This window comes from Antarctobacter albus, assembly GCF_900101505.1.
Classification (GTDB): Bacteria; Pseudomonadota; Alphaproteobacteria; order Rhodobacterales; family Rhodobacteraceae; genus Antarctobacter; species Antarctobacter albus.
The window spans coordinates 29986-50376 of the sequence record NZ_FMZI01000022.1 but is presented as its reverse complement, the minus strand read 5'-3'; the positions used below and the strand labels follow the sequence as shown (position 1 = coordinate 50376).

Here is a 20391-nt window from a genome sequence, read left to right as displayed (position 1 = left end):
GTTATGACCGCTGCCCACGAACCTTCTTCTCAGCAATCGCACTTGCTGCGACCGTAATCTTCTGGCTTTGAGAGAGAACGAGTCCTGACCCTAGTACGGAACCGGATCGAGGGTTCAGTCACGGTCTCTGCCCTTTCTGCTGTCCTGGACCGGCGCCGCACCACCCGGATCGAGTCACGCGCGCGTCATGCTTCACCCGGCTTGTCAACCGCGCGACAGTCTTACGACCATTGTGCAATACCTCGCCGCGCGGCTTCCCTGAATACTGTCTGCAGCGCCCGGGAGAGGGGCGCGTGTATCCACGTCGCCTGGGCGATGAAGGGAGGAAATCTCATGAACCGATTCATTCTGGCAGCCGCTGCCAGCATTCTGCTGACCGGCACAGCTGCCACGGCACAAGTGACCGAGGCCGATCTGGCCGACGACCAGACCATCACGACGCAGGTCGTGACCAACGGCATGGGCCGCCACCTGCAGCGGTACAGCCCGCTGGACACGCTGAACAAGGACAACATCAAGTACCTGCAGGCAGCGTGGGCCTTCAGCTTTGGTGGCGAAAAGCAGCGCGGACAGGAAGCCCAGCCGATCATCTACGACGGTGTGATGTATATCACCGGCTCCTATTCGCGGCTCTATGCCATCGACCTGAAGACCGGCAAGGAACTCTGGCAGTACGACGCCCGCCTGCCCGAGGGCATCCTGCCCTGCTGTGACGTGGTCAACCGTGGCGCCGCGATCTATGGCGACATGATCATCTTCGGCACGCTGGACGCGCGGATCGTGGCCCTGAACAAGGACACCGGTGATGTCGTCTGGCGCGACAAGATCGCGGATTACAAGGCCGGCTATTCCTACACCGCCGCACCGCTGATCGTCGACGGGCTGGTCATCACCGGCAACTCGGGCGGTGAATTCGGCATCGTCGGCACCGTGCAGGCCCGCAACGTCGAGAACGGCGACCTGGTCTGGGAACGCCCGGTGATCGAAGGCCACATGGGCATGCTGAATGGCGAACCCTCGACCATGACCGGCGAACTGAACGCGACCTGGCCGGGCGACATGTGGAAGACCGGCGGCGGCGCCACCTGGCTGGGCGGCTCCTACGACGAGCGCACCGACACGCTGATCTTTGGCGCGGGCAACCCGGCGCCCTGGAACAGCTGGCTGCGCGACGCGGGTCAGGACAACACCGGCAAGGGTGACAACCTCTACGCCGCCAGCCGCATCGGCATCGACCCCAAAACCGGCGAGATCAAGTGGCACTTCCAGACCACCCCGCGCGAAGGCTGGGACTATGACGGCGTGAACGAAGTGGTCGCCTACAACGACCGCGACGGCAACATGCGCCTGGCCACCGCCGACCGGAACGGCTTTTTCTACGTTCTCGACGCCGAAGACGGCGGGTTCATCTCGGCGACGCCTTTCGTCAAGGACATCACCTGGGCCAGCGGTATCGACGAGAACGGCCGCCCGATCTTCAACGAGGAGAACCGTCCCGGCGATCCCACCGCGGCCGCCGACGGCAAGAAAGGTGAAGTGATCTTTGCCTCGCCCTCTTTCCTGGGCGGCAAGAACTGGATGCCGATGGCCTTCAGCCAGAAGACCGGCAACTTCTACGTGCCCTCGAACGAATGGGGCATGGACATCTGGAACGAGCCGATCACCTACAAGAAGGGCGCGGCCTACCTGGGTGCCGGGTTCACCATCAAGCCGAACTACGAGGATCACATCGGCTCGCTCAAGGCGATTGACCCCGACACCGGTGACCTGGTCTGGGAATACAAGAACGACGCCCCGCTCTGGGGTGGCGTGATGACCACCGGCGGCGGCCTTGTCTTCACCGGTACGCCCGAGGGCAAGTTCATCGCGCTGGACGACGAGACCGGCGAGGTTCTCTGGGACTTCCAGACCGGCTCGGGCATCGTGGGTCAGCCCGTGACCTGGGAGATGGACGGCGAGCAGTATGTCTCGATCGTTTCCGGCTGGGGCGGCGCTGTTCCGCTCTGGGGCGGCGAGGTTGCCAAGAAGGTGAACTACCTCAACCAGGGTGGCACCGTCTGGACCTTCAAGCTGCCCAAGGAACTGGCCAGCCTGCAGTAAGTCGGCACACGACATTTGGAAAAGGGCGTCCCGAGGGGCGCCCTTTTTCGTTCAGCACGAGAACCTGAATCTCGGGCAGGTTCCGATTACCTATATGGGACTGCTGGACGACAGAGGAATGTCCAAAACGTCTGCGATCCAGGCAAGCAGCAAGAGCAGACCCGGCACCGCAAAGACCATCGAGACCAGGCCGAGTGTCAGAACGACCCAAACCACAAAGAAATGCCCCTTTGCCGGATCATATCCGCACCGGGGGCAGGCAGACCAAACGAAGGGCCAATAGAAACCGCATTGCGGGCATTTTGAAATTGGGCGCAGAAGATAAGCATACCAAGGGCGTTTACGAGGGGCTGGAATCTCGGTTCCTCCTGTCAAAGAGACTTGACCAACCACATCGTCTGTCTCTCCGAAAGTCTAGTAAGACCGTAAGGATGTCCGGACTGGACTGGGCGCGCACCACCAGTCTAGCCTTCGGCGGATTCCCCTTTGTCCATACCTGAAAGGCAGTTTGAAATGCGGTGCCATGAAGTTGACTACGAGATTTTCGGCGATGACATGCAGATCGTCGAAGTGGAACTCGACCCGGCAGAGGTCGTGATCGCCGAGGCAGGGGCCATGAACTACATGGATGACGGGATCGGCTTTGAAACCCGCCTGGGCGATGGCGGGCGCCCGTCCGCCGGGTTCATGGATTCGCTTTTGAACGTCGGCAAACGCGTGCTGACCGGCGAATCCATCTTCATGACCCATTTCACCAACAACGGTCAGGGCAAGAAGCGCGTCGCCTTTGCCGCGCCCTACCCGGGCAAGATCATCCCGGTGAACATGGCCGAGATGGGCGGCGAACTGATCTGCCAGAAGGACGCCTTTCTCTGCGCGGCCTTCGGCACGACGACCGACATCGCCTTTCAGCGTCGGCTGGGGGCCGGGTTCTTTGGCGGCGAAGGGTTCATCCTGCAGCGTCTGAACGGTGACGGCATGGCCTTCATCCATGTGGGCGGCACCGTCATCCGGCGCGAGCTGCAGGCCGGTGAGGTTCTGCGCGTCGATACCGGCTGTCTGGCCGCGATGACCAGCGGCGTCCACTATGACATCGAACGGGCCGGGAACCTCAAGAGCATGGTCTTCGGCGGCGAGGGGATCTTTCTGGCCACCCTGCGCGGACCGGGCACCGTGTTCCTGCAAAGCCTGCCCTTCTCGCGGCTGGCGGACCGCGTGCTGCGCGCAGCGGGTCCCGGCGGCAGCAAGGGCGAAGGCTCGGTGCTGGGCGGGTTGGGGGACATGTTCGGCGACAGGTGAACCACGGTCGGGGTTCCGTCACCGAATACAGCGGGACGGCTCAGCCGTGGATGCCCCACCAGCGCAGGGTCTGCACAAAATGGAGGTCGATCGCCTTCATCGCCGCCGCTTCGTCCCCGGCCTCGATCGCTGAAATGATGGCCAGGTGCTCTTCCATCGCCGAGGCAACACGGTCGGCGAGAAAGGGGCGCGTGTTCTGGATGATGGCGATGCGGGTGCGGTTCTCTTCGTAGCAGCGGCGCAAAAGAGGATTGTCGAGCTCTTCGGCAAGGGCGTCGTGCAGGCTGAGATCCACGTCGATGGCGTCGATCGCCTCTGCGGCGCCGATCCCGGCCCGCGCCCGCGACAGAAGCGCCTCATGCGCCGCGCGCAGATCGGACCAGTCGCGCCCCTGGTCGCGCGCCAGCAGGCGGCGCGCGCCTTCCTTGTCCAGCGTCGCGCGCATGTCCATGCAGTTCCGCGTGGACTCGAGGTCCGCCGACATCACCTGGATGCCGCGTTTGGGCAGGATCTCGACCAGTCCCTGCGCCTCGGCCCGCTTGACTGCCTCGCGAATCGAAGAGATCGGAAACCCCAGAACGCTCACCAGTTGCTGCATCGAATGAAAGCTGCTCGACGGCAGTTCTCCGCCTCTCAAGGCATCGACAAGGGCGCCAAAGGCACGTCTGCTCTGCGCTTCACCGCCTGCCTCTGTCATGTTTTCCTCCGCTTTCCTGTATATTTGCCGCCACTTTCAAAAATTTGCAAACAGACCCTTCTGAAAGCATTTATGGCATCACAGAAGATATTTTAACTAACATGTCAGTTATTGCAACATCAGACGATCTTTGCGCCGCAGTGCGCCGCAGGGTCGAGGGAGGACCAGACAATGACCGCCGAGAACACCGAAGTGGACGAGACAGAGGCGCCCGGATTCCGGATGCCACACATCTACGTCATTCTGTTCGTCTTCACGGCCATTGCCGCCGCATTGACCCATGTCATTCCGGCAGGTCTCTATGACCGGGTGACGCTTGCGAACGGCCGCAGCGCCATCGACCCGACCAGCTACCGCGAGGTTCCGGCCACGCCCGTGGGGCTGGAACAGTTCATGCTGGCCGTCCCGAACGGCCTGGTGGATGCGGCGACCGTCGTCTTCTTTACCTTCATCATCGGCGGTACGTTCATGGTGGTGCGCCGGACCGGCTTGATCGACGTGGCGGTGGACAAACTCGCACGGCGTTTTTCCTCGCGCAGCCTGTTGATGTTTCCCGTGCTTATGATGGTCTTTGCCGTCGTGGCCTCGTTGATCGGGACGCAGGAGCTGGCCCTGGTCTACGTGCCCGTGATCCTGCCCCTGATGATCGCGCTGGGGTACGATTCGGTCACAGCCGCAGCCACCGCTCTGTTGGCGACGACCGCCGGGTTTACCGCCGGCGTGCTGAACCCGATCAACACCGGGCTGGGCCAAACGATCGCCGAACTGCCGCTGTATTCGGGTGCCGGTCTGCGTGCCACGCTCTTTGTCGTTCTGCTGGTCGTGGCCGTTCTGCACACGATCCGCTATGCCCGCCGTGTCCGCGCCAACCCCGACGACAGCCTGATGGCCGGGGATTCCCGCGAAGAGGCAAAGCGCGGGTCCTACCGCCACGATTTCTCGGCAGAGCCGATGCGGTTTTCCCGACGCCAGGCCTGGGCCGGGCTGGTGACACTGGGCTTTTTCGCGATCCTCGTCTGGGGCGTACTGACCCGTGGCTGGTTCATGCTGGAAATGGCGGGGCTGTTTGTCCTGATGGGCGTGGCCGTTGGGCTTGTCGCCGGGCTGAACACCGCACGCATCTGCGATGCCTTCAACGAGGGTTTCCGCGACGTGCTGATGGGCGCGATCATCGTCGGACTGGCCCGGGCCGTCGCGGTGATGTTCGAGCAGGGGCAGGTCATGGACACTCTGGTGCACGGCCTTGGCGGACTGGTCGGCAGCTTTCCCGACACGCTTTCGGCGGTGGGCATGTTCCTGTCGCAGCTCGGCTTCAACTTCGTCATTCCGTCGGGCAGCGGCCAGGCGCTTGTGACCATGCCGATCATGGCACCGCTTTCGGACCTGATCGGGGTGACACGGCAGAACGCGGTGCTGGCCTACCAGCTGGGTGACGGACTCTCAAACATCTTCTACCCGACCTCCGGTTACTTCATGGCGACCCTGGCGCTGGCCGGTGTGGGCTGGGATCGCTGGATCCGGTTCTTCCTGCCGCTCTTCGTGACCTGGATCGGCATCGCCATCGCCTTCCTGGTCTTCGCCCAGGCGACCAACTGGACCGGCTGATCCGGACCGACAGACCAGAGAACGGCGTGACCCCGGTCACGCCGTTCTCATGATGGCCGGCGCCGATCGCGAAAGCGCGCAATCACGCCTCCGGTCGGTTACGCCATTTCAAGATCGTCTTCGACATCCGGATCTTCTTCGAGGGGGGCCTCTTCGAAGTCTTCTGGCAGACTCAAAGCCGCCATCAGCTCCTCGCCGCTTTCAACGTCCAGAGCTCCAGCCTCGATGGCGGCATCATAAGCCTCCAGCACCTCGTCGGCATCCGCGAAGCCGCCTTCGGGGGCCTCGATCCGGAACAACTCGACGGGATAGCCTTCCTCGTGCAGTGTATAGAACCTGATGTCCACGATATCGGTGATATCGTAGCCTTCGATTTCGTTTTCGAAATAGGCCAGATAGTTTTCGAACGTGGGCTCCTGGTCTTCGGGCAGCGCCGGGTTGCCTTCGAAAGGTTCGCCAAAAATGGCAACGCCATCCGGCAAGCCGGTTTCCTCGTTTGTCCCGGTGCCGAAATACACCTTTTCAAATGTCGGCTCCTCGGGATCCTCCGGTTCCTCAGGCTCTTCCGGGTCGTCTGACACGGCTTTGATCGACCCCTCGTCCGTGGTCGTCGAGGTCGCACGGATGCCGACGACATCAATGTCGTCGATGCTTTCGGCATCCAGTTCAAGCGTGAGCGTGTCGCCTGCGGAAAGGTAGGTTTCCTTGTCTGCCGCATCGGGACCGAGGCCAGGATCACTGAGCGCCTGGGCCATGTCCCACTGGATATCCCCGTCTTCAAGCCGCGCACCGTTCATGTTGAGCGGTCCGTCGAGAGAGGCGCTCTCTCCGGAATAGTCGTCGTCGCCGAAGTAGATCGCATTCACATCCATCGCGCCTTCGAGAACCGTGATGTCCGCCATGATGGTTCCGTTATCCTCGAACAGGCTTACGGTGTAGGAAAGGCCGTCAAGTTCGTACGTGAAAACCTTAAGGTAGTCGGGCATAAGATCGTCCCCCAATCGCAGCCTGTTAAGGCAAGATTTTTCTTGATTTTCGAAATAACCAATGGACCCACGATGGGCCGGAATCGTGACAACGACAAAATTTTGCCATTTTTCGGCCACTTTTTGTTGGCTTCATACGGAAACAATACGTTTCCGGGATAGAGAACTCTTTCCATCGCAAAGGTCGCTCTCGCCTTCGCGGCCAGGACTCCCGTCCATCTGCATGTGCTCAGCGCAGGTTGATTCCGAACGTAACGCATTGCCCCACGCCTTCGGCGCCTGTTCGGCCCCTCCTAAGACCTTAGCACAGGTGCCGTGGCTCTGGCGCTTTGCTAGGATCGTAAGGTATACCAAGAGACCGGCGTTCAATGGGGAGGAGAACGTTGCCCGATACGGATCATCAACGGCATTTCGCCTCGGCGCTGATCGTGGACGATCATCCGCTGTTTTGCGACGCGCTGGCCATGACGCTCAAGACCGTGGCCGGGATCGAGGAGATCGAGACCGCCAGCCTGCTGGAAGATGCGCTGGACGCCCTGAGCGAAGGCGCGGAACCGGATGTCATCGTGCTGGACCTCAACCTGCCGGACGTGAACGGGCTGGACGGGCTGATCCGGCTCAAGACCGCAGCCGGGGCAATCCCGGTGGTCGTTGTCTCTTCGATGGCGGACAACCGCATGGTGACATCGGTGATGCGCGCGGGCGCCAAGGGATTCGTCCCCAAGCACAGCCAGCGCGGCGTCTTCCGCCAGGCCTTCGACGCGCTGGCCCGCGACGAGGTTTTTGTCCCCGAGGGCTTCGTCGACGTGGGCGATGCCGGCCAGCCGGCGGATTCCGGTGACGACGCGGTGTCGCGCCTGTCGACGCTGACCAATCAGCAGGCGCGCATCCTGCAACTGATCTGCGAAGGCAAGCTGAACAAGCAGATCGCCTATGACCTGTCCATCGCGGAAACCACCGTCAAGGCACATGTCACCGCCATCATGCGCAAGCTGGGTGTCCAGAGCCGCACCCAGGCCGTGCTGATCGCGGGCGAGGCCAGCTTTTCGAACCTCTTGCCAAGACAGCCGGACACTCCGTAATCTGTCCCGAATAAAGACAGAACACCTGGGGAGGAGAACCGATGGACGGAGGAGCCTCTCCGTCCGAGGGAGGTGTCGATAACGACGCCATTCTGCGGACAGCCCGCGCCGATTGCGACGCACCCGACCTGATCGACCAGCTTGCCGACGGGCTGGGCAACGGCCCCTTTGCCGTCGTGATGATCTTTTGCAGCCCCGCAACCCCCTTTCAGACGCTGGTAACGGGCCTGCAGTCCCGACTGGGCGATGCCCCGGTCATGGCCTGCACCACCGCCGGAGAGATCGCGATGGGCGCCGGTTACGTCGAGGAACAGGTGGTGGCGATGGCCCTGCCGCAGCGCTGTTTCGAGGCCGAGGTCCTGCTGTACGAGGACCTGGAAAACCTGCCCAGCCACGAGATGACCCAGCGCACCATCCGCGCCCGCGCCGAATTGGGCGCCCGCGCCCCAGAAATGACCGAGGAATTCGCCTTTCTCATGGTCGACGGGCTGTCGATGCAGGAGGACCGGCTGGCCTCGTCCCTGACCGCCGGGCTGGGACCGACACAGCTGTTCGGGGGGTCCGCCGGGGACGGGGTGCGGTTCGAACATACCTTCGTCGCCCTGAATGGCGTCTGCCACGAAAAGGCCGCTGTCATGGCGCTGGTGCGCAGCACCTGCCGGCTACGGGTGTTCAGCGTCAACCATTTCACCCCCACCGACCTGCGCATGGTGGTGACCCGCGCGGATCCCTCGCGCCGTTTGGTGCATGAAATCAACGCCGAACCCGCAGCACTGGAGCTTGGGCGCCTGCTGGGCAAGGACCCGCACCAGATCGACACCTTCACCTTTGCCGACAGCCCGATGGTGGTCCGCCTGGGTGGCAGCCACCACGTCCGCGCCATCAAGCGCGTGACAGAGGACGGCGCGCTTGAATTCTTTTCCGCCATCGACGAGGGGCTGGTGCTGACCCTTGCCGATGCAGCCCATATCGTCGACCACCTGGACCAGCAGCTAAGCGAACTGTCACGGACCGAACAGCCGGAGGCGATCCTTGCCTGCGATTGCGTCCTGCGCCGGATCGAGGCCGAAAAACGCCAGTTGAAACGGCCCCTTGACGATGTGTTGTCGCGGCACAGGGTCACCGGGTTTTCCACCTATGGCGAGCAGGTCAACGGGATGCATGTCAACCAGACCATGACCGGGGTCGCGATCTATGCACCGGAGGCTCCATGCAGGGAGACCTGACGCATTATCTGATCAATCCCAACGATCCACTTGAACGCCAGAACGAAAAGCTGCTCCGGATCAGCGAGGCGCTGATGCGCCGGGTCGAACAGGACACCGACCAGTCCGGCGCCGCCTATGCCCAGTTCGAACGCGCCGCCATGCTGGAGGACCAGGTGCGCCAGCGCACCCGCGACCTGGAATACACGCTTGACCTGCTGAACCAGTCCAATGCCGCCCTCGCCCGCGCCAAGCACGAGGCCGAACACGCCCGCAAGAACCTGGCCAACGCGATCGAGGCGGTGCAAGAGGGCTTTGCCCTGTTCGACAGCGCCGACAAGCTGGTGATGTGGAACAGCCGGTTCAGCCTGCCGCTGCACGACGTTCAGCCGCGCCTGGCCGAGGGGCTGCCCTTTGCCGACTACGTCGAGGCGGTCAGCGAAAGCCGGTTCCTGCAACTGCCCGACATCGTCAGCCCCGCGCAATGGGCCGAACAGCGGCTGAAGCGCCACAAGGACCGGCACGCGATCTTCAACGTGCGCCTGATCTGGGACCGCTGGCTGCAGGTCAGCGAACACCGCACGCCGGACGGCGGCACCGTCGTCCTGCAGACCGACGTGACCGACATCATGCGGCTGGAACGGCAGGAACGCGGCAAGCTGCTGGACAGCCAGGCGCGGATGCTGCGGGCGACGCTGGACCACCTCAACCAGGGGGTCTGCATCTTTGACCGCGATGCGCGGCTGGTGGGCTGGAACGACAAGATCGGCGAGATGCTGTCCCTACCCATCGCCACGCTGCGGCTGGGCGTGGATTTCGACCGGCTGATCGAACAGCTTGAAACCCGTTTCGACGCCGACGTGATGACCGCCGAGGAACTGCGCGCCTGGGCCCACCAGGACCGCGGGCGCCTGCCCCTGCGGTTCGAGATCCGTGCCGAAAGCAGCATCACGCTGGATGTCTTCGGTCAGGAAATGCCCGACCGCGGCTTCGTGATCTCATTCACCGATGTTTCCGTCGAACGCCAGGCCGCGCGGGCGCTGGAAGAGGCCAACGAACTGCTGGAACGGCGGGTGATGGAACGCACGCTGGAACTGGAAGATGCGCTGGTCACGGCGGAACGGGCCAACGCCTCCAAGTCGCGTTTCGTCGCGGCGGCCAGCCACGATTTGCTGCAACCGCTGTCGGCGGCCAAGCTCTATATCTCGGGGATCGCCGAGGGGGACGGCGATGACACCACCCAGCAACACGCCACCAAGGCGCTGAGCGCGATGGACAGCGTCGAAAAGATCATCGACGCCCTGCTGGACATCTCGAAACTGGATTCCGGCGCCGCCAGCCTGGACATCACCGCCGTCTCCGTGAACCAGCTCCTGCAGCGGCTGCACGATGAATTCGCCCCGCTCGCCGCGCTCAAGGGGCTGGACCTGCGCGTGGTTCCGGCCTCTGGCAGCGTGGCCAGCGACCCCGGCTTCCTGCGCCGCATCCTGCAGAACCTGATCGCCAACGCGGTGCGCTATACCGAAACGGGCCGCGTGCTTGTTGGTGCGCGGCGGCAGGGCAACACCATCCGTTTCGAGGTCTGGGACACCGGGCCCGGGATTGCGGAAGACGACCAGGAACGGATTTTTCGCGAGTTCGAGCGGCTGGACAGCAAGAGCAGCGTGAACGAGGGGCTGGGCCTGGGTCTGGCCATCGTGGAACGCGCCTGCGCGCAGCTGCGCCATCCGCTTGGCGTGAGTTCGGAACTGGGACGCGGCACGCGGTTCTTCTTCAGCGCGCAGCGGGTGAACGGCCCGAACGAGATGCCCACACCGCGCAAAAGCCCCGCGGCGCGGCAACGCCTGCGCGATAGCGGCCTGATCGTGCTGCTGGTGGAAAACGACGAAGAGCTGCGCCGCGCGCTGGGCCTCTTGATCGAACGCTGGGGCGGCAGCGTGCTGGACGCCGGAAGTGTCGAGGAGGCGCGCGCGCTGCTGCACGACATCGGCATTCTGCCGGACGCGCTCCTGGCGGATTACCACCTTGGCGAGGGGCAGGACGGACTGGCGCTGGTCCGGCAGCTGCGGGCGCGCGATCCGGCCCTGCCAGCGCGCCTGATGTCGGCCAACCGGTCGACCGAGCTGCGCCAGATGTGCGACGCGGCGCAGACGGTGCTGATGACCAAGCCGATCAACACCGAGGATCTCGAGGATTTCCTGTACTCCGCGACCATGCGGGGCACGCTGACCCCGCCCTGACCCGGCAGGATCACCGCAAGACGATCAGCGCAGCGCCACCGCCTGCCCTTCGCCCAGACCGGCAAGGGCGTCGCTGACGATCAGCCGTCCGGCCGCGCCGGGAATGCGCGCGATGGTCTCACGCGGGCCGGTCTTGAGGATCTCGACCGCGACCTCCTGCAGGGTGGCGCCCTCTTCATCGACAAGGAAGATCGTGTCGCCATTGGTCAGCGCGCCGGTCGGAATCTCGAAGGTGTCGTCGCTTGCGTCCAGCATCGCCTCGACCTCGACCGCCTCGTTCAGGAACAGGTCGGGGGCGCAGGTCTCATCGACCTCGATGGTAGCCTTGACGAACTGGTTTTCCAGGTCCGCCTCGGTGTCGAACCGGGTGATCGTCCCGGCGCAGACCTGGCCGTTCACGCGGGTTATGCGCACGCCGGAGCCGTCGGAGATCCCGGTCGGGCCGCTTTCGGACAGGCGGCTGATGAGGATGAAGACATCCACCGATTTCTCGCTGGGGGCATAGATCTGCGCGGCGCGTTCCCCGGCCGAGACACAGTCGCCCACGTTGGTTTCGAACCCCACCAGCACCCCGTCGATGGGTGCCGTCAGCACCAGCTGTTCGTGGTTGAGCTGCGCTGTCTGCAGGTCAAGCTGCCCGATCTCATGCGCGATCTCGGCGCGGCGCTTGGCGGCGCGGGCGGTGGCGATGGCCTCTTGCGCGCGGTCGGCGGCAAACTGCGCTTCCATGAAGCGGCGCTCGACCCCTTCCATCGTGGTCTCGTTGATCAGGCCCCGGCCCAGCATGGTGCTGTTGCGCTCGTACTCGGCGGTGGTCAGGTCCAGCTCCTGCTGGCGGCGCTTGTCGTCGGCAATGGCGGACTGGATGTCCAGCTCGCGTTCCTCGATCGTGGCGGCCAGTTCGGCAACCCGCGACTCGGCGGTGCGCAGCGCAAGCATCGACCGCTTGTCATCCAGCCGCACCAGCACTTGCCCGGCGGTGGCGACGCGCGCGCGCTTGGCCTTGTCCGAGACCTCGACCACGCAGCCGCCTGCCTCGTAGGAAAGGCCCAGCATGTCGCTGGCCTGCACCGTGCCAAAGAAGGTATCGGTGGTAACCGGCTGTTCCGATGTCAGCCGCATCGTGTCGACCTGGATCGGCGTGGCATCTTGGGCAAACCCGGCCACCGGCATCATCAGCGCCAGCGCCCCGGCGCCTGCAAATGCACGCCAGGACCGCTTGAACTGGATGTCTGTTATCATCCTGAAACCTCTTTTCCCTGTTGAACGCCGCGGTCCGTCTTTTGTCCTGCGAACGGCGGCCCGGATCCGCGAAAACCATAGCGCATCCGGCGCGATTGTCGCGGTTTCGGCACGGAATACCAGCGCCTTGTCACGGCAAAGTGTCAATCCGTGCCGATTTGGCGGACTAAGTCGGTCACGCTGCCGTCGCGGTATTCGCTGATGGCAACCACCCGTCCCCCGGCCCGGGGCGGCACCGGCTGGCGCGCGGCAGTGGCGGCCTCACGGGCCAGGACCTCTATCGGGCGCAAGCGCAGGCCGGCGCTGTGCAGCCGTTCCGCCAGCTCTGTCCGCGCCGGGTTCACCGCCAGCCCCGCCTCTGTCACCACAACGTCGATCGTCTGGCCCGGCGTGGTCAGCGTACCGACCTGCGGCACGATCTTGGCAAAACCGGCGGCCGTCAGGCGCGTGGTCACGATGGACAACTGCGCGCCCGCCGCCGTGTCCGCGTGACCGCCAGACCCGCCGATCAGGACACCACCCGCCCGGGTGGTCACGTTGACGTTGAACTCCAGATCGACCTCTGCCGCGCCCAGCACCACTGCGTCGACCCGGTCGACCACCGCGCCGCCGATATGCGGTGCGGCATAGGTGGCCGCCGACATCGCCTGGTGCCGGGGATCGTCCCGGTAAGACCGCACGGCCTCGAGGTCAAAGCACTGCACGTCCAGCAACCCGCGAAAGAGCCCCGCGCGCAGCATCTCGACGTGAAACCCGGTGATCCCGCCGGAACAGAAGCTGCCGGTGACGCCCCTCTCTGCCATCTGGCGGCCCACCGCAGCAGCGGTCGCCAGAGAGGCGCCCCCGGCGCCGGTCTGGAAGGAAAACCCGTCGTTCAACAGCCCGCTGGCGGCGATGGTGCGGGCTGCGCTGTCAGCAATGGCCAGGCTGACCGGGTCCTCTGCCGGGCGCGTGGTGCCCGAGGCGATGCCCGACGGATCACCGATGCGCGGCACCTGCACGACGTGATCCACCTGCCCCTGCGGGATGTCGATGGCGGGCGCCGGGTAAGGCACCAGCGTATCGGTGATGGCCACTGTGCGGCGGGCGACCGCGACATCCGTCATCGGGTATCCCAACGTGCCGCAGGCGGTGGTGCCCATGCTGCCCGAGACATTGCCCATCTCGTCCGCGACCGGTGCGGCGACAAAGGCCGCGTCTATCACGAAGTCCCCCGCATCCAGCGCCCGCGCCCGACCACCATGCGTCATCAGGATCGCCGGCAGGGGCAGCACCCCGGTCGAGATCGCCTCTCCCACCGGACCCGAGATGAAGGCCGCCGAGATGCGGGAGACGGTGCCGTTCCGGATATGATCGACCAGCGGCGCGTGGACCGGAAAGAGGGAACTGGCCGCCACATGCAGGTCCTTCAGCCCCCGGCGGGCCAGCGCCGCCATGACCATGTTCAGCACCGCATCGCCATTGCGCAGATGATGATGGAACGACACCGTGGCCCCGTCGCGCAGATCACAGGCGGAAATCGCCGCATCGAGATCCGCCAGCAGCTTGGTCATGCGCGGACCACGCGTGACACCCGCGGGCCTGTAGGGGCGCAGCGCGCCATAACCGGGAAGATCGGGCGGCAGATCGGTCATCGTCTCTCTCGTCAACTTGGGCGCTTTACCGTCGGCCCCGGGGGGCTACTCTGGGACAGGCCACACCGACCTGCAACAGGAGCCCGGACATGACACCACAGCGCATTCCCGAAACCGTCTTTCACACTCGCCAGCGCAACGAGGCCCTGGGCGGCGACAACCCCTATGAATGGAAGGACGTCACCAGCGCCGAACTGTTCGACCGTCAACGCGTGGTGCTGTTTGCGCTGCCCGGGGCCTTTACGCCCGCCTGTTCCGAGACCCACCTGCCGGGCTACGAACGCCACTACGACGCGTTCCGCGCCCGGGGGATCGACCGCGTGATTTGCCTGTCGGTCAACGACGCCTTTGTCATGCATCAATGGGCGCGGGCGCAGGGGATCGAAAAGGTCATGATGCTGCCAGACGGCAACGGCGATTTCACCCGGCTGATGGGCATGCTGGTCGACCGGTCGGCACAAGGCATGGGCCTGCGCAGCTGGCGCTACGCGATGCTTGTCGAAGACGGCGAGATCACCGCGCTGTTTGCCGAACCGGGGGTGAAAGACAATCCGCCCGGCGTTCCCGTGAAGGTTTCCGGGGCAGAAACAATGCTGGCCCATCTCGAAGGCGGGTGAGAGCACCAGTTCGAGGCCTACCCCAAAGGATAAGAATTTCTCCCTATACGGTATTGAATGTGTCGGTTGCGTCACAACGCGCCGCGAGGCGAGTCACGCCGGTTTTGCTTTTTTTGGCGAAAAGCCAAGCCTTGATAAACAGTTAACGCGCGTCCTTCGAGAGCGGGAAAAACCGCCCCGGCGCAATCAGGCAACACTGGCAACCAAGAGCAGAGAACAACATGTCTCCAAGGACCACGGTCTCCGATCCGGAGGACCAATTCGCTTGGTCGTCCAGGTCTTCGAATTGGAACTCCGAAGGTATCCGCACAAAGCTGCAGGTCATATTCGACGACGGGCGCAGCCTAGAAAAATTCTTCCACGAGGGCACCCCATATCTCCAGGTGATGCAGGACGGCGGCGACGTCATGCCCTGGACTTCCGTCACCAAGAGTTTCAGCGAAACCGGCCAGCAGCTGAGCCGCGTGGTCGAACTGGACAACGGGCTGGAGGTCAAAATCCTGCTGTCCGACGGAGCGCCGGTGTCCAAGGTGATCACCGACCGCATGGACGGCAACCCCTGGAACAGCATCACCCTGTCGCTGGACGGCAACCGCAAGATCCTGCAGCGCGTGATCGACTACGACGACGGAAAGCTGCAGATCGAGAACCGGGCCGATGGCCTGCCGGTGTCCCGGGTCATGTCCGATGCCGAGGACGTCGAGCGTTGGGATACGATCGAATACGGCTTTGACGCCGAGGGGCGCGTGACCAGCCGGACGACGATCTTCGACGACGAAAGCGAATTGCTCGTCAGCGTCATCCACGGCACCGAGAACGCCGACAACCTGCCCGGGACCGAGTGCGAAGACGATACTCGCGGCTTTGCTGGCGAGGATACGATCGACGGAGGGCTTGGCCGGGACTTCATGCGTGGCGGGGACGATGCCGACACCTTCGTCTTCGACAGCATCGACGACAGCGGCGCCACGAAGGGCACCAGCGACCGAATCCTGGATTTCGAACAGGGCGTGGACACGATCGACCTGTCGGACATGATCCCCGAGACCTTCTCCTTTATCGGGACCGCCAATTTCACCGGGACCAACCAGGTACGGGTGCAGGAGATCGCAGGCGGGCTGAGCATCGTCGAGATCAATGTCGACGCCGACCTGGCCGCCGACAGTGCGATCCGCCTGCCGGACGTGAGCGGATTGACGAGCGACGATTTCATCCTCAGACCGCAACGGAAACGAAACGCCGGCCCCGCCCCCGGCCAGGATCGTGTCATTGCCGCCCAGCCCGTCCGGCGCATTGGACCCGTTCCCGCCGGTCAGCAGGTCGGGCCCCGCAGTCCCCGGGGGAGGCGTGACGGCGGGCGTGGCATAGTCGGAGTTCTCCGCGACATGCGGCACGACACCGTTGGCCCACGCCCAGTCGGCAAAGGCCTGCGGATCCAGAGTGCTGTCCCATGACCGTTCGACGGCAAGAAAGTCGTGGCCCGGCACCCAATGCGTTCCATTGGCCAGGACATCCCCCAGGCGCCACCGAACTGGGTTTCCATCAACAGGGGGTCGATAGCGCCGAAATGGGCAAGCGTCGCGGCGGCGACCGGTTGGCCGCTGTTCCAGCCGATGTAGGGCCCGGAATTCACCGCGACCTAGGCGTTGGGCAAGACCTCCCGAACCGCCGTCACGATGGCGGCAACAAACGCCATCACGCGCTCCGCGGCATCCGCCATGTCGTAGCCCAGATCCTGTGACGCCGCCTCGTAATAGCGGCCCACATCGTCCAGAAAGACCCCGCTGTATCCCAAGCCGCCTTGTGCCACGGGCGATACCATCCGGACCGCCTCGTCCATGACCCGCTGTTGCCAGGCCGGATCGTTGCAATCGACTATGTACCTTGGGCGATCGTGGTGGTCGAACCGTCCTCGTTCTCGATTTCGGAGGTCGTGTAGTCGTGGTTGTTCTTCAGCCAGGGTGGTGGCGATGCGCCGTCAAGAACGGGGCCCACGTCGCGGTTGTCCGGGTCATCGTAGCCCACCCAGCTGTCGTTCCAGTAGGTCCGGTAGTGGTTCGTCACCGCGACGTTCAGATAAGCGATCACCCTGCGCCCCTGTGCTTGCAGCACGTCCACCTCTGCGGGCAGCAGCGTCAGCGCTTAGTCGGACTCGCTGCCGGCCTCGATGATGACCAGGTCGCCGGTGCTGGATTGCAAGCTGGCAAACGTCGGGGTTCCAAGGTCAAGAGTGAACTCTGAAATCAGGGGCATCGCACCAACGGTCACTCGGACATCAATCGGAACCAGAGTGTGTGGAATCGCATCCGCCGATCAAGCGGTTTCCGGCTGTGGCCTAGGTCCCGGGGGTCTGCGTGCTGCGCGGCATCAGGTGGCTGCGTGCTTCCTCGTCCCATGTGCCCTGCGGCTTACCCAGGTCCTTGCCCACGTCATAGCCGCGACGCAGGCCCGGGCGGGTTTTCATCAGGTCATACCAACGGCGCACGTTAGGGAACTCGTGCAGGTCGATCTCCTGCTTGCGGTAGGTCACGACCCAGGGCCAGGTCGCGAAATCGGCAATCGAACAGGCGCCGCAGATGTAGTCGCGCCCCTCCAGTCGGCGATCCAGCACGCCATAAAGCCGCAGCACCTCGGTCGTGTAGCGTTCCAGGCCGTAGGGGTTCGGTTCCGGGGCGTAGAACTTGAAATGGCCCGCCTGACCGAACATCGGCCCGACCCCGGCGGCCTGCCACAGCAGCCATTCCAGCACCTCGGTCCGCCCGCGCAGGTCACGGGGCAGGAACTGGCCGGTCTTCTCGGCCAGGTAGATCAGGATCGCGGCCCCCTCGAAGACCGATATCGGCGGCCCGCCGCCTTCGGGCGCATGGTCCACGATGGCCGGCATCCGGTTGTTCGGGCTGATCTTCAGGAACTCCGGGTCGAACTGTTCGCCGCGCAGGATGTTGACCGGCACCACGCGATAGTCGAGCCCCATCTCCTCGAGCGCGATGGAGATTTTCCACCCGTTGGGCGTGGGCCAGAAATGGGCGTCGATCATGGGCTGTCCTGCCGGTTGACTGTCCTGCCCCAACCGCTACCCAATAACGCGCAACCCGGCAAGACGACCGTCCGGCCCGGAAATCGCCAATGGGGACCGCGCGCCCCGCCAACCGGAGACGCTGATGAAACTCTATTTCGCCCCCGACACCCGCGCCGTGCGCACCGCCTGGCTGATGTACGAACTGGGGCTGGATTTCGAATTGCACCGCTTCGAGAAACTGGGCGATCCGGCCATGCGCGCGCCCGAGTTCCTGGAAATCAGCCCGAACGGCCGCATTCCCGTGCTGGAGGACGGCGACGTGCGGATCTTTGAATCGCCTGCCATTGCAGAGTACCTGGTGGCGCGCCACGGACAGGGCAAACTGGTGCCGCCGGTCGAGTCCCCGGCCTTTCCGCAATACCTGCAATGGCTGCACTACGGCGAGGGCATGATCATGGGGCCGATGAACAACTACGTCGTGGAAACCATCATCCTCAAGCCCGAGCGCCGGTCCGAGGAACATGCCAAGCGCGCGCTGAAGCTGATGACTCGCATGGTGCAGACCGTGGATGTCCACATGGCGGATCGCGACTACCTGGCCGGGGATTTCACCGCCGCCGACACGATCACCGGCCATGCCTGCATCATGTGCGAGAAATTCGGCGTCGATGTCTCGGGGATGCCCAATCTCAAGGCCTATGTCGACCGGCTGCAGGCACGGCCCGCGGCGCAAAAGGCCTTTGCCCTCTAGTCTCTCGCGCCCTCGCTGCATCAGGCGGGGGCAAATGCCGACCAAGGTCTGGCACCTCCGGTGGTCCGGGGCTATGCCTCTGGCCAAGGCTACTGACTTTCAGGTGGGATCACGATGACAAAGCGCTTTGCAATGATGCTGGTGGCCCTGGCCATGCTGGCGATCGGCGGCTGCACCACCGTCAGCCCGGAATTCGGGCAAAGGGACATCGACGCGCTGGCGGCGGAAATCCGGGGCCTCGGCCCGAATGTCGACCCGCGTGAGGCCGACCGCGCGGCGCGGATCGCCTACACCTATTCCCGCCAGCTGACGCAAGAGTACGGCATCACCGACCCGCCGCTGATCCATAACGCCAAGGTCCACAGCGGCGAACGCGAACGGGGCCTTTGCAACCACTGGGCCGAGGACATGCACCGCCGCCTCAGCCAGGAGAATTTCCGGACACTCTCGGTCCTGCGCGCGATCTCTCCGCGCTCGCCCTTCCGGATCATCCACCACACGGCAGTTGTCAGCCCGCGCGGCGGCACGATCTATGACGGCGTGGTGCTGGATCCCTGGCGCAACGGCGGTGCACTGCACTGGCAAAAGACCCGTGCCGACGACCGCTATGACTGGCGCCCGCGCCCTGAGGTCCTGAAGGAAATGCTGGCGGCGAAACGTGCGCGCGAGGCGGCGCGGACGCGCTGATCGCCTATTGGCCCGACCCGCGCTGCATGTTGCTCAGCTTGACCCGGGCGCGCGCCGCAAAGGCGCCGTTGGGGTATTGGCCAAGATAGGCGCGCAGACCCCGTTCACCTCGTGCCATGTTCCAGGTTGCAGCCTCCGCCGCCGAGACAGCATTGCTCGCCCGTCTGGGCCGCGGGACGCTGGGCGCCGGTGACTGCGCCGCATCCTTTGACAAGCGCGCAACCTGCGCCGCATCCAGGTAGCCGGTCGGATCGGTGCCGCTCTGCCGTTGCCAGGCGGTGATCGCACCGCGTGTGCCGGGGCCAAATATCCCGTCGATACCGCCTGTTCGGTGCCCCAGCCGGGTCAGGCTGCGCTGAATCTCGCGGCGCGCGGTCGCATCCAACGCCAGGGACGCCTCTGCCTCTGCCGGGCTGATCGCAGGTGCGCCGTCACGCATTTGCAAAGCCGCCTCGGCGTGAAGGCCTTGCGGATAGCTGTCCAGGTACGCCTGGAACGCCCCGCTCTCGACGGCGCGCTGCCAGGCCGTCTCGTCCAACAGGGCGATCCGATCCCGGGCGGCGGCCTGTTCCGCCTCACTCGGGGGGCGCACCTCGGTATGGGTAAGTACCGCCAGTCCATCGCTTGCGTGACCGGACAGCGACAGCCCGTACCAGTCGGCGGATTTCTCAAGCGGCAAGGCCGGTTGCGCCATTTCACGGGCGGCGAACTCTGCCACCTTGGCGGCGGGACCACGGATGACGGTCACGCCCTCGGGAATCTCCAGCGCCTCAAGGGCGGTCGCCTCGCCGGCCTCGCCGAGCACAAGGAAGGCCCGGCGCGGGCTCTGGGCCAGCACCTCCAGCACTGCCGCCAGCGACAGGCCCGCAGCCTTGGACGTCTCCCGGCCCGCCGGGCGCAGGACTGGGCCGCCGTCGACGGAGGCGAACTGGCCCGACAGCACTACGATCAGCGGCGTCTCGCCCTCGTCGATCGCGGCCACGAACCCGTCCAGCGCCTGCTGCATCGCCACGGCCCCGCCATTGGCCAGCTGTTCGACCTCTTGCCCGCGCAGGCGCAGCGCCCTGGCCACGGCCTGCACCGCGTCGGGACCGAAGGCCGTCACCGTCTCGCCATAGCGCGCGTTTCCAATCACCAGCGCATCGCCGGTGGTGAACTCGGCCCAGGCCGGCGCCGCCGCCAGAAATCCCGCCAGTGCCAGTCCCGCTGTTCTCATCACCTCTGTCC

General features: G+C 64.5%; 18 protein-coding genes. 10 read left to right on the top strand and 8 right to left on the bottom strand.

Features of this window, described 5'->3' with window-relative positions; genetic code table 11:
• Window positions 1–333 precede the first annotated feature (333 nt).
• Together BLQ71_RS24380 and BLQ71_RS24375 are read left to right on the top strand one after the other, a co-directional pair.
• Entirely contained in the window at window positions 334–2100 is a 1767-nt protein-coding gene (locus BLQ71_RS24380) for a PQQ-dependent methanol/ethanol family dehydrogenase (RefSeq protein ID WP_043140248.1), read from the top strand.
• Between the two features lie 513 nt (window positions 2101–2613).
• Entirely contained in the window at window positions 2614–3399 is a 786-nt protein-coding gene (locus BLQ71_RS24375; RefSeq protein WP_043140243.1) for a TIGR00266 family protein, read from the top strand.
• A 40-nt stretch (window positions 3400–3439) separates the two neighbouring features.
• On the opposite strand, the gene BLQ71_RS24370 is transcribed toward BLQ71_RS24375, so the two are convergent.
• The gene (locus tag BLQ71_RS24370) at window positions 3440–4096 is read right to left on the bottom strand and encodes a GntR family transcriptional regulator (RefSeq protein ID WP_074623590.1); all 657 of its coding nucleotides are present in this window, start codon (window positions 4094–4096) and stop codon (window positions 3440–3442) included.
• A 171-nt stretch (window positions 4097–4267) separates the two neighbouring features.
• Between BLQ71_RS24370 and BLQ71_RS24365 the strand changes: the two genes are divergently transcribed.
• The gene (locus BLQ71_RS24365) at window positions 4268–5701 is read left to right on the top strand and encodes a YfcC family protein (RefSeq protein WP_074623589.1); all 1434 of its coding nucleotides are present in this window, start codon (window positions 4268–4270) and stop codon (window positions 5699–5701) included.
• A 98-nt stretch (window positions 5702–5799) separates the two neighbouring features.
• Here BLQ71_RS24365 and BLQ71_RS24360 read toward each other — a convergent pair whose 3' ends face one another.
• On the bottom strand, window positions 5800–6687 hold the full coding sequence (locus BLQ71_RS24360) for a hypothetical protein (RefSeq protein ID WP_074623588.1): 888 nt from the start codon (window positions 6685–6687) through the stop codon (window positions 5800–5802).
• Window positions 6688–7055: 368 nt separating this feature from the next.
• Here BLQ71_RS24360 and BLQ71_RS24355 point away from each other — a divergent pair, with 368 nt between their 5' ends.
• From BLQ71_RS24355 to BLQ71_RS24345, 3 genes are read left to right on the top strand one after another with little or no spacing between them, the layout of a single operon-like run.
• A complete protein-coding gene (locus BLQ71_RS24355) occupies window positions 7056–7769 on the top strand; it encodes a response regulator (protein WP_052244410.1) in 714 nt (237 codons plus the stop codon).
• 41 nt (window positions 7770–7810) lie between these two features.
• A complete protein-coding gene (locus BLQ71_RS24350; RefSeq protein ID WP_074623587.1) occupies window positions 7811–8995 on the top strand; it encodes an FIST N-terminal domain-containing protein in 1185 nt (394 codons plus the stop codon).
• The gene (locus tag BLQ71_RS24345; RefSeq protein WP_074623586.1) at window positions 8980–11214 is read left to right on the top strand and encodes a hybrid sensor histidine kinase/response regulator; all 2235 of its coding nucleotides are present in this window, start codon (window positions 8980–8982) and stop codon (window positions 11212–11214) included. Before BLQ71_RS24350 ends, BLQ71_RS24345 begins: the two co-directional genes overlap by 16 nt.
• 24 nt (window positions 11215–11238) lie before the next feature.
• On the opposite strand, the gene BLQ71_RS24340 is transcribed toward BLQ71_RS24345, so the two are convergent.
• Window positions 11239–12456, bottom strand: coding sequence for an efflux RND transporter periplasmic adaptor subunit (locus BLQ71_RS24340; protein ID WP_074623585.1), 1218 nt, complete (start codon window positions 12454–12456; stop codon window positions 11239–11241).
• 143 nt (window positions 12457–12599) lie between these two features.
• A complete protein-coding gene (citF, locus tag BLQ71_RS24335; RefSeq protein ID WP_074623584.1) occupies window positions 12600–14090 on the bottom strand; it encodes a citrate lyase subunit alpha in 1491 nt (496 codons plus the stop codon).
• Window positions 14091–14179: 89 nt separating this feature from the next.
• Here citF and BLQ71_RS24330 point away from each other — a divergent pair, with 89 nt between their 5' ends.
• Both BLQ71_RS24330 and BLQ71_RS24325 read left to right on the top strand, forming a co-directional pair.
• Window positions 14180–14707 (top strand): peroxiredoxin, encoded by a 528-nt coding sequence (locus BLQ71_RS24330; protein ID WP_069211095.1) that lies wholly within the window; start codon window positions 14180–14182, stop codon window positions 14705–14707.
• 221 nt (window positions 14708–14928) lie between these two features.
• Complete coding sequence (locus tag BLQ71_RS24325) at window positions 14929–16161, top strand: M10 family metallopeptidase C-terminal domain-containing protein (RefSeq protein WP_074623583.1); 1233 nt, start codon at window positions 14929–14931, stop codon at window positions 16159–16161.
• Between the two features lie 185 nt (window positions 16162–16346).
• Here BLQ71_RS24325 and BLQ71_RS24320 read toward each other — a convergent pair whose 3' ends face one another.
• The 3 genes from BLQ71_RS24320 to BLQ71_RS24310 all read right to left on the bottom strand — a co-directional run bounded on the left by BLQ71_RS24320 (window position 16347) and on the right by BLQ71_RS24310 (window position 17744).
• On the bottom strand, window positions 16347–16547 hold the full coding sequence (locus tag BLQ71_RS24320) for a hypothetical protein (RefSeq protein WP_074623582.1): 201 nt from the start codon (window positions 16545–16547) through the stop codon (window positions 16347–16349).
• A 35-nt stretch (window positions 16548–16582) separates the two neighbouring features.
• Entirely contained in the window at window positions 16583–16819 is a 237-nt protein-coding gene (locus BLQ71_RS24315) for a hypothetical protein (RefSeq protein WP_139168486.1), read from the bottom strand.
• A gap of 223 nt (window positions 16820–17042) precedes the next feature.
• Window positions 17043–17744, bottom strand: coding sequence for a glutathione S-transferase N-terminal domain-containing protein (locus BLQ71_RS24310; RefSeq protein WP_074623580.1), 702 nt, complete (start codon window positions 17742–17744; stop codon window positions 17043–17045).
• 124 nt (window positions 17745–17868) lie between these two features.
• Between BLQ71_RS24310 and BLQ71_RS24305 the strand changes: the two genes are divergently transcribed.
• Window positions 17869–18477, top strand: coding sequence for a glutathione S-transferase family protein (locus BLQ71_RS24305; RefSeq protein WP_083342361.1), 609 nt, complete (start codon window positions 17869–17871; stop codon window positions 18475–18477).
• Window positions 18478–18591: 114 nt separating this feature from the next.
• On the top strand, window positions 18592–19164 hold the full coding sequence (locus BLQ71_RS24300; protein WP_074623578.1) for a hypothetical protein: 573 nt from the start codon (window positions 18592–18594) through the stop codon (window positions 19162–19164).
• A 4-nt stretch (window positions 19165–19168) separates the two neighbouring features.
• Here BLQ71_RS24300 and BLQ71_RS24295 read toward each other — a convergent pair whose 3' ends face one another.
• A complete protein-coding gene (locus BLQ71_RS24295) occupies window positions 19169–20380 on the bottom strand; it encodes a peptidoglycan-binding protein (RefSeq protein WP_074623577.1) in 1212 nt (403 codons plus the stop codon).
• Window positions 20381–20391: the final 11 nt, after the last annotated feature.

What these genes read in the sequence shown, in the direction of transcription:
- BLQ71_RS24380 (WP_043140248.1), top strand. Translation starts at nt 334, where the DNA reads ATGAACCGATTCATTCTGGCAGCCGCTGCCAGCATTCTGCTGACCGGC.
- BLQ71_RS24375 (WP_043140243.1), top strand. Translation starts at nt 2,614, where the DNA reads ATGCGGTGCCATGAAGTTGACTACGAGATTTTCGGCGATGACATGCAG.
- BLQ71_RS24370 (WP_074623590.1), bottom strand. Translation starts at nt 4,096, where the DNA reads ATGACAGAGGCAGGCGGTGAAGCGCAGAGCAGACGTGCCTTTGGCGCC.
- BLQ71_RS24365 (WP_074623589.1), top strand. Translation starts at nt 4,268, where the DNA reads ATGACCGCCGAGAACACCGAAGTGGACGAGACAGAGGCGCCCGGATTC.
- BLQ71_RS24360 (WP_074623588.1), bottom strand. Translation starts at nt 6,687, where the DNA reads ATGCCCGACTACCTTAAGGTTTTCACGTACGAACTTGACGGCCTTTCC.
- BLQ71_RS24355 (WP_052244410.1), top strand. Translation starts at nt 7,056, where the DNA reads ATGGGGAGGAGAACGTTGCCCGATACGGATCATCAACGGCATTTCGCC.
- BLQ71_RS24350 (WP_074623587.1), top strand. Translation starts at nt 7,811, where the DNA reads ATGGACGGAGGAGCCTCTCCGTCCGAGGGAGGTGTCGATAACGACGCC.
- BLQ71_RS24345 (WP_074623586.1), top strand. Translation starts at nt 8,980, where the DNA reads ATGCAGGGAGACCTGACGCATTATCTGATCAATCCCAACGATCCACTT.
- BLQ71_RS24340 (WP_074623585.1), bottom strand. Translation starts at nt 12,456, where the DNA reads ATGATAACAGACATCCAGTTCAAGCGGTCCTGGCGTGCATTTGCAGGC.
- citF (WP_074623584.1), bottom strand. Translation starts at nt 14,090, where the DNA reads ATGACCGATCTGCCGCCCGATCTTCCCGGTTATGGCGCGCTGCGCCCC.
- BLQ71_RS24330 (WP_069211095.1), top strand. Translation starts at nt 14,180, where the DNA reads ATGACACCACAGCGCATTCCCGAAACCGTCTTTCACACTCGCCAGCGC.
- BLQ71_RS24325 (WP_074623583.1), top strand. Translation starts at nt 14,929, where the DNA reads ATGTCTCCAAGGACCACGGTCTCCGATCCGGAGGACCAATTCGCTTGG.
- BLQ71_RS24320 (WP_074623582.1), bottom strand. Translation starts at nt 16,547, where the DNA reads ATGGACGAGGCGGTCCGGATGGTATCGCCCGTGGCACAAGGCGGCTTG.
- BLQ71_RS24310 (WP_074623580.1), bottom strand. Translation starts at nt 17,744, where the DNA reads ATGATCGACGCCCATTTCTGGCCCACGCCCAACGGGTGGAAAATCTCC.
- BLQ71_RS24305 (WP_083342361.1), top strand. Translation starts at nt 17,869, where the DNA reads ATGAAACTCTATTTCGCCCCCGACACCCGCGCCGTGCGCACCGCCTGG.
- BLQ71_RS24300 (WP_074623578.1), top strand. Translation starts at nt 18,592, where the DNA reads ATGACAAAGCGCTTTGCAATGATGCTGGTGGCCCTGGCCATGCTGGCG.
- BLQ71_RS24295 (WP_074623577.1), bottom strand. Translation starts at nt 20,380, where the DNA reads ATGAGAACAGCGGGACTGGCACTGGCGGGATTTCTGGCGGCGGCGCCG.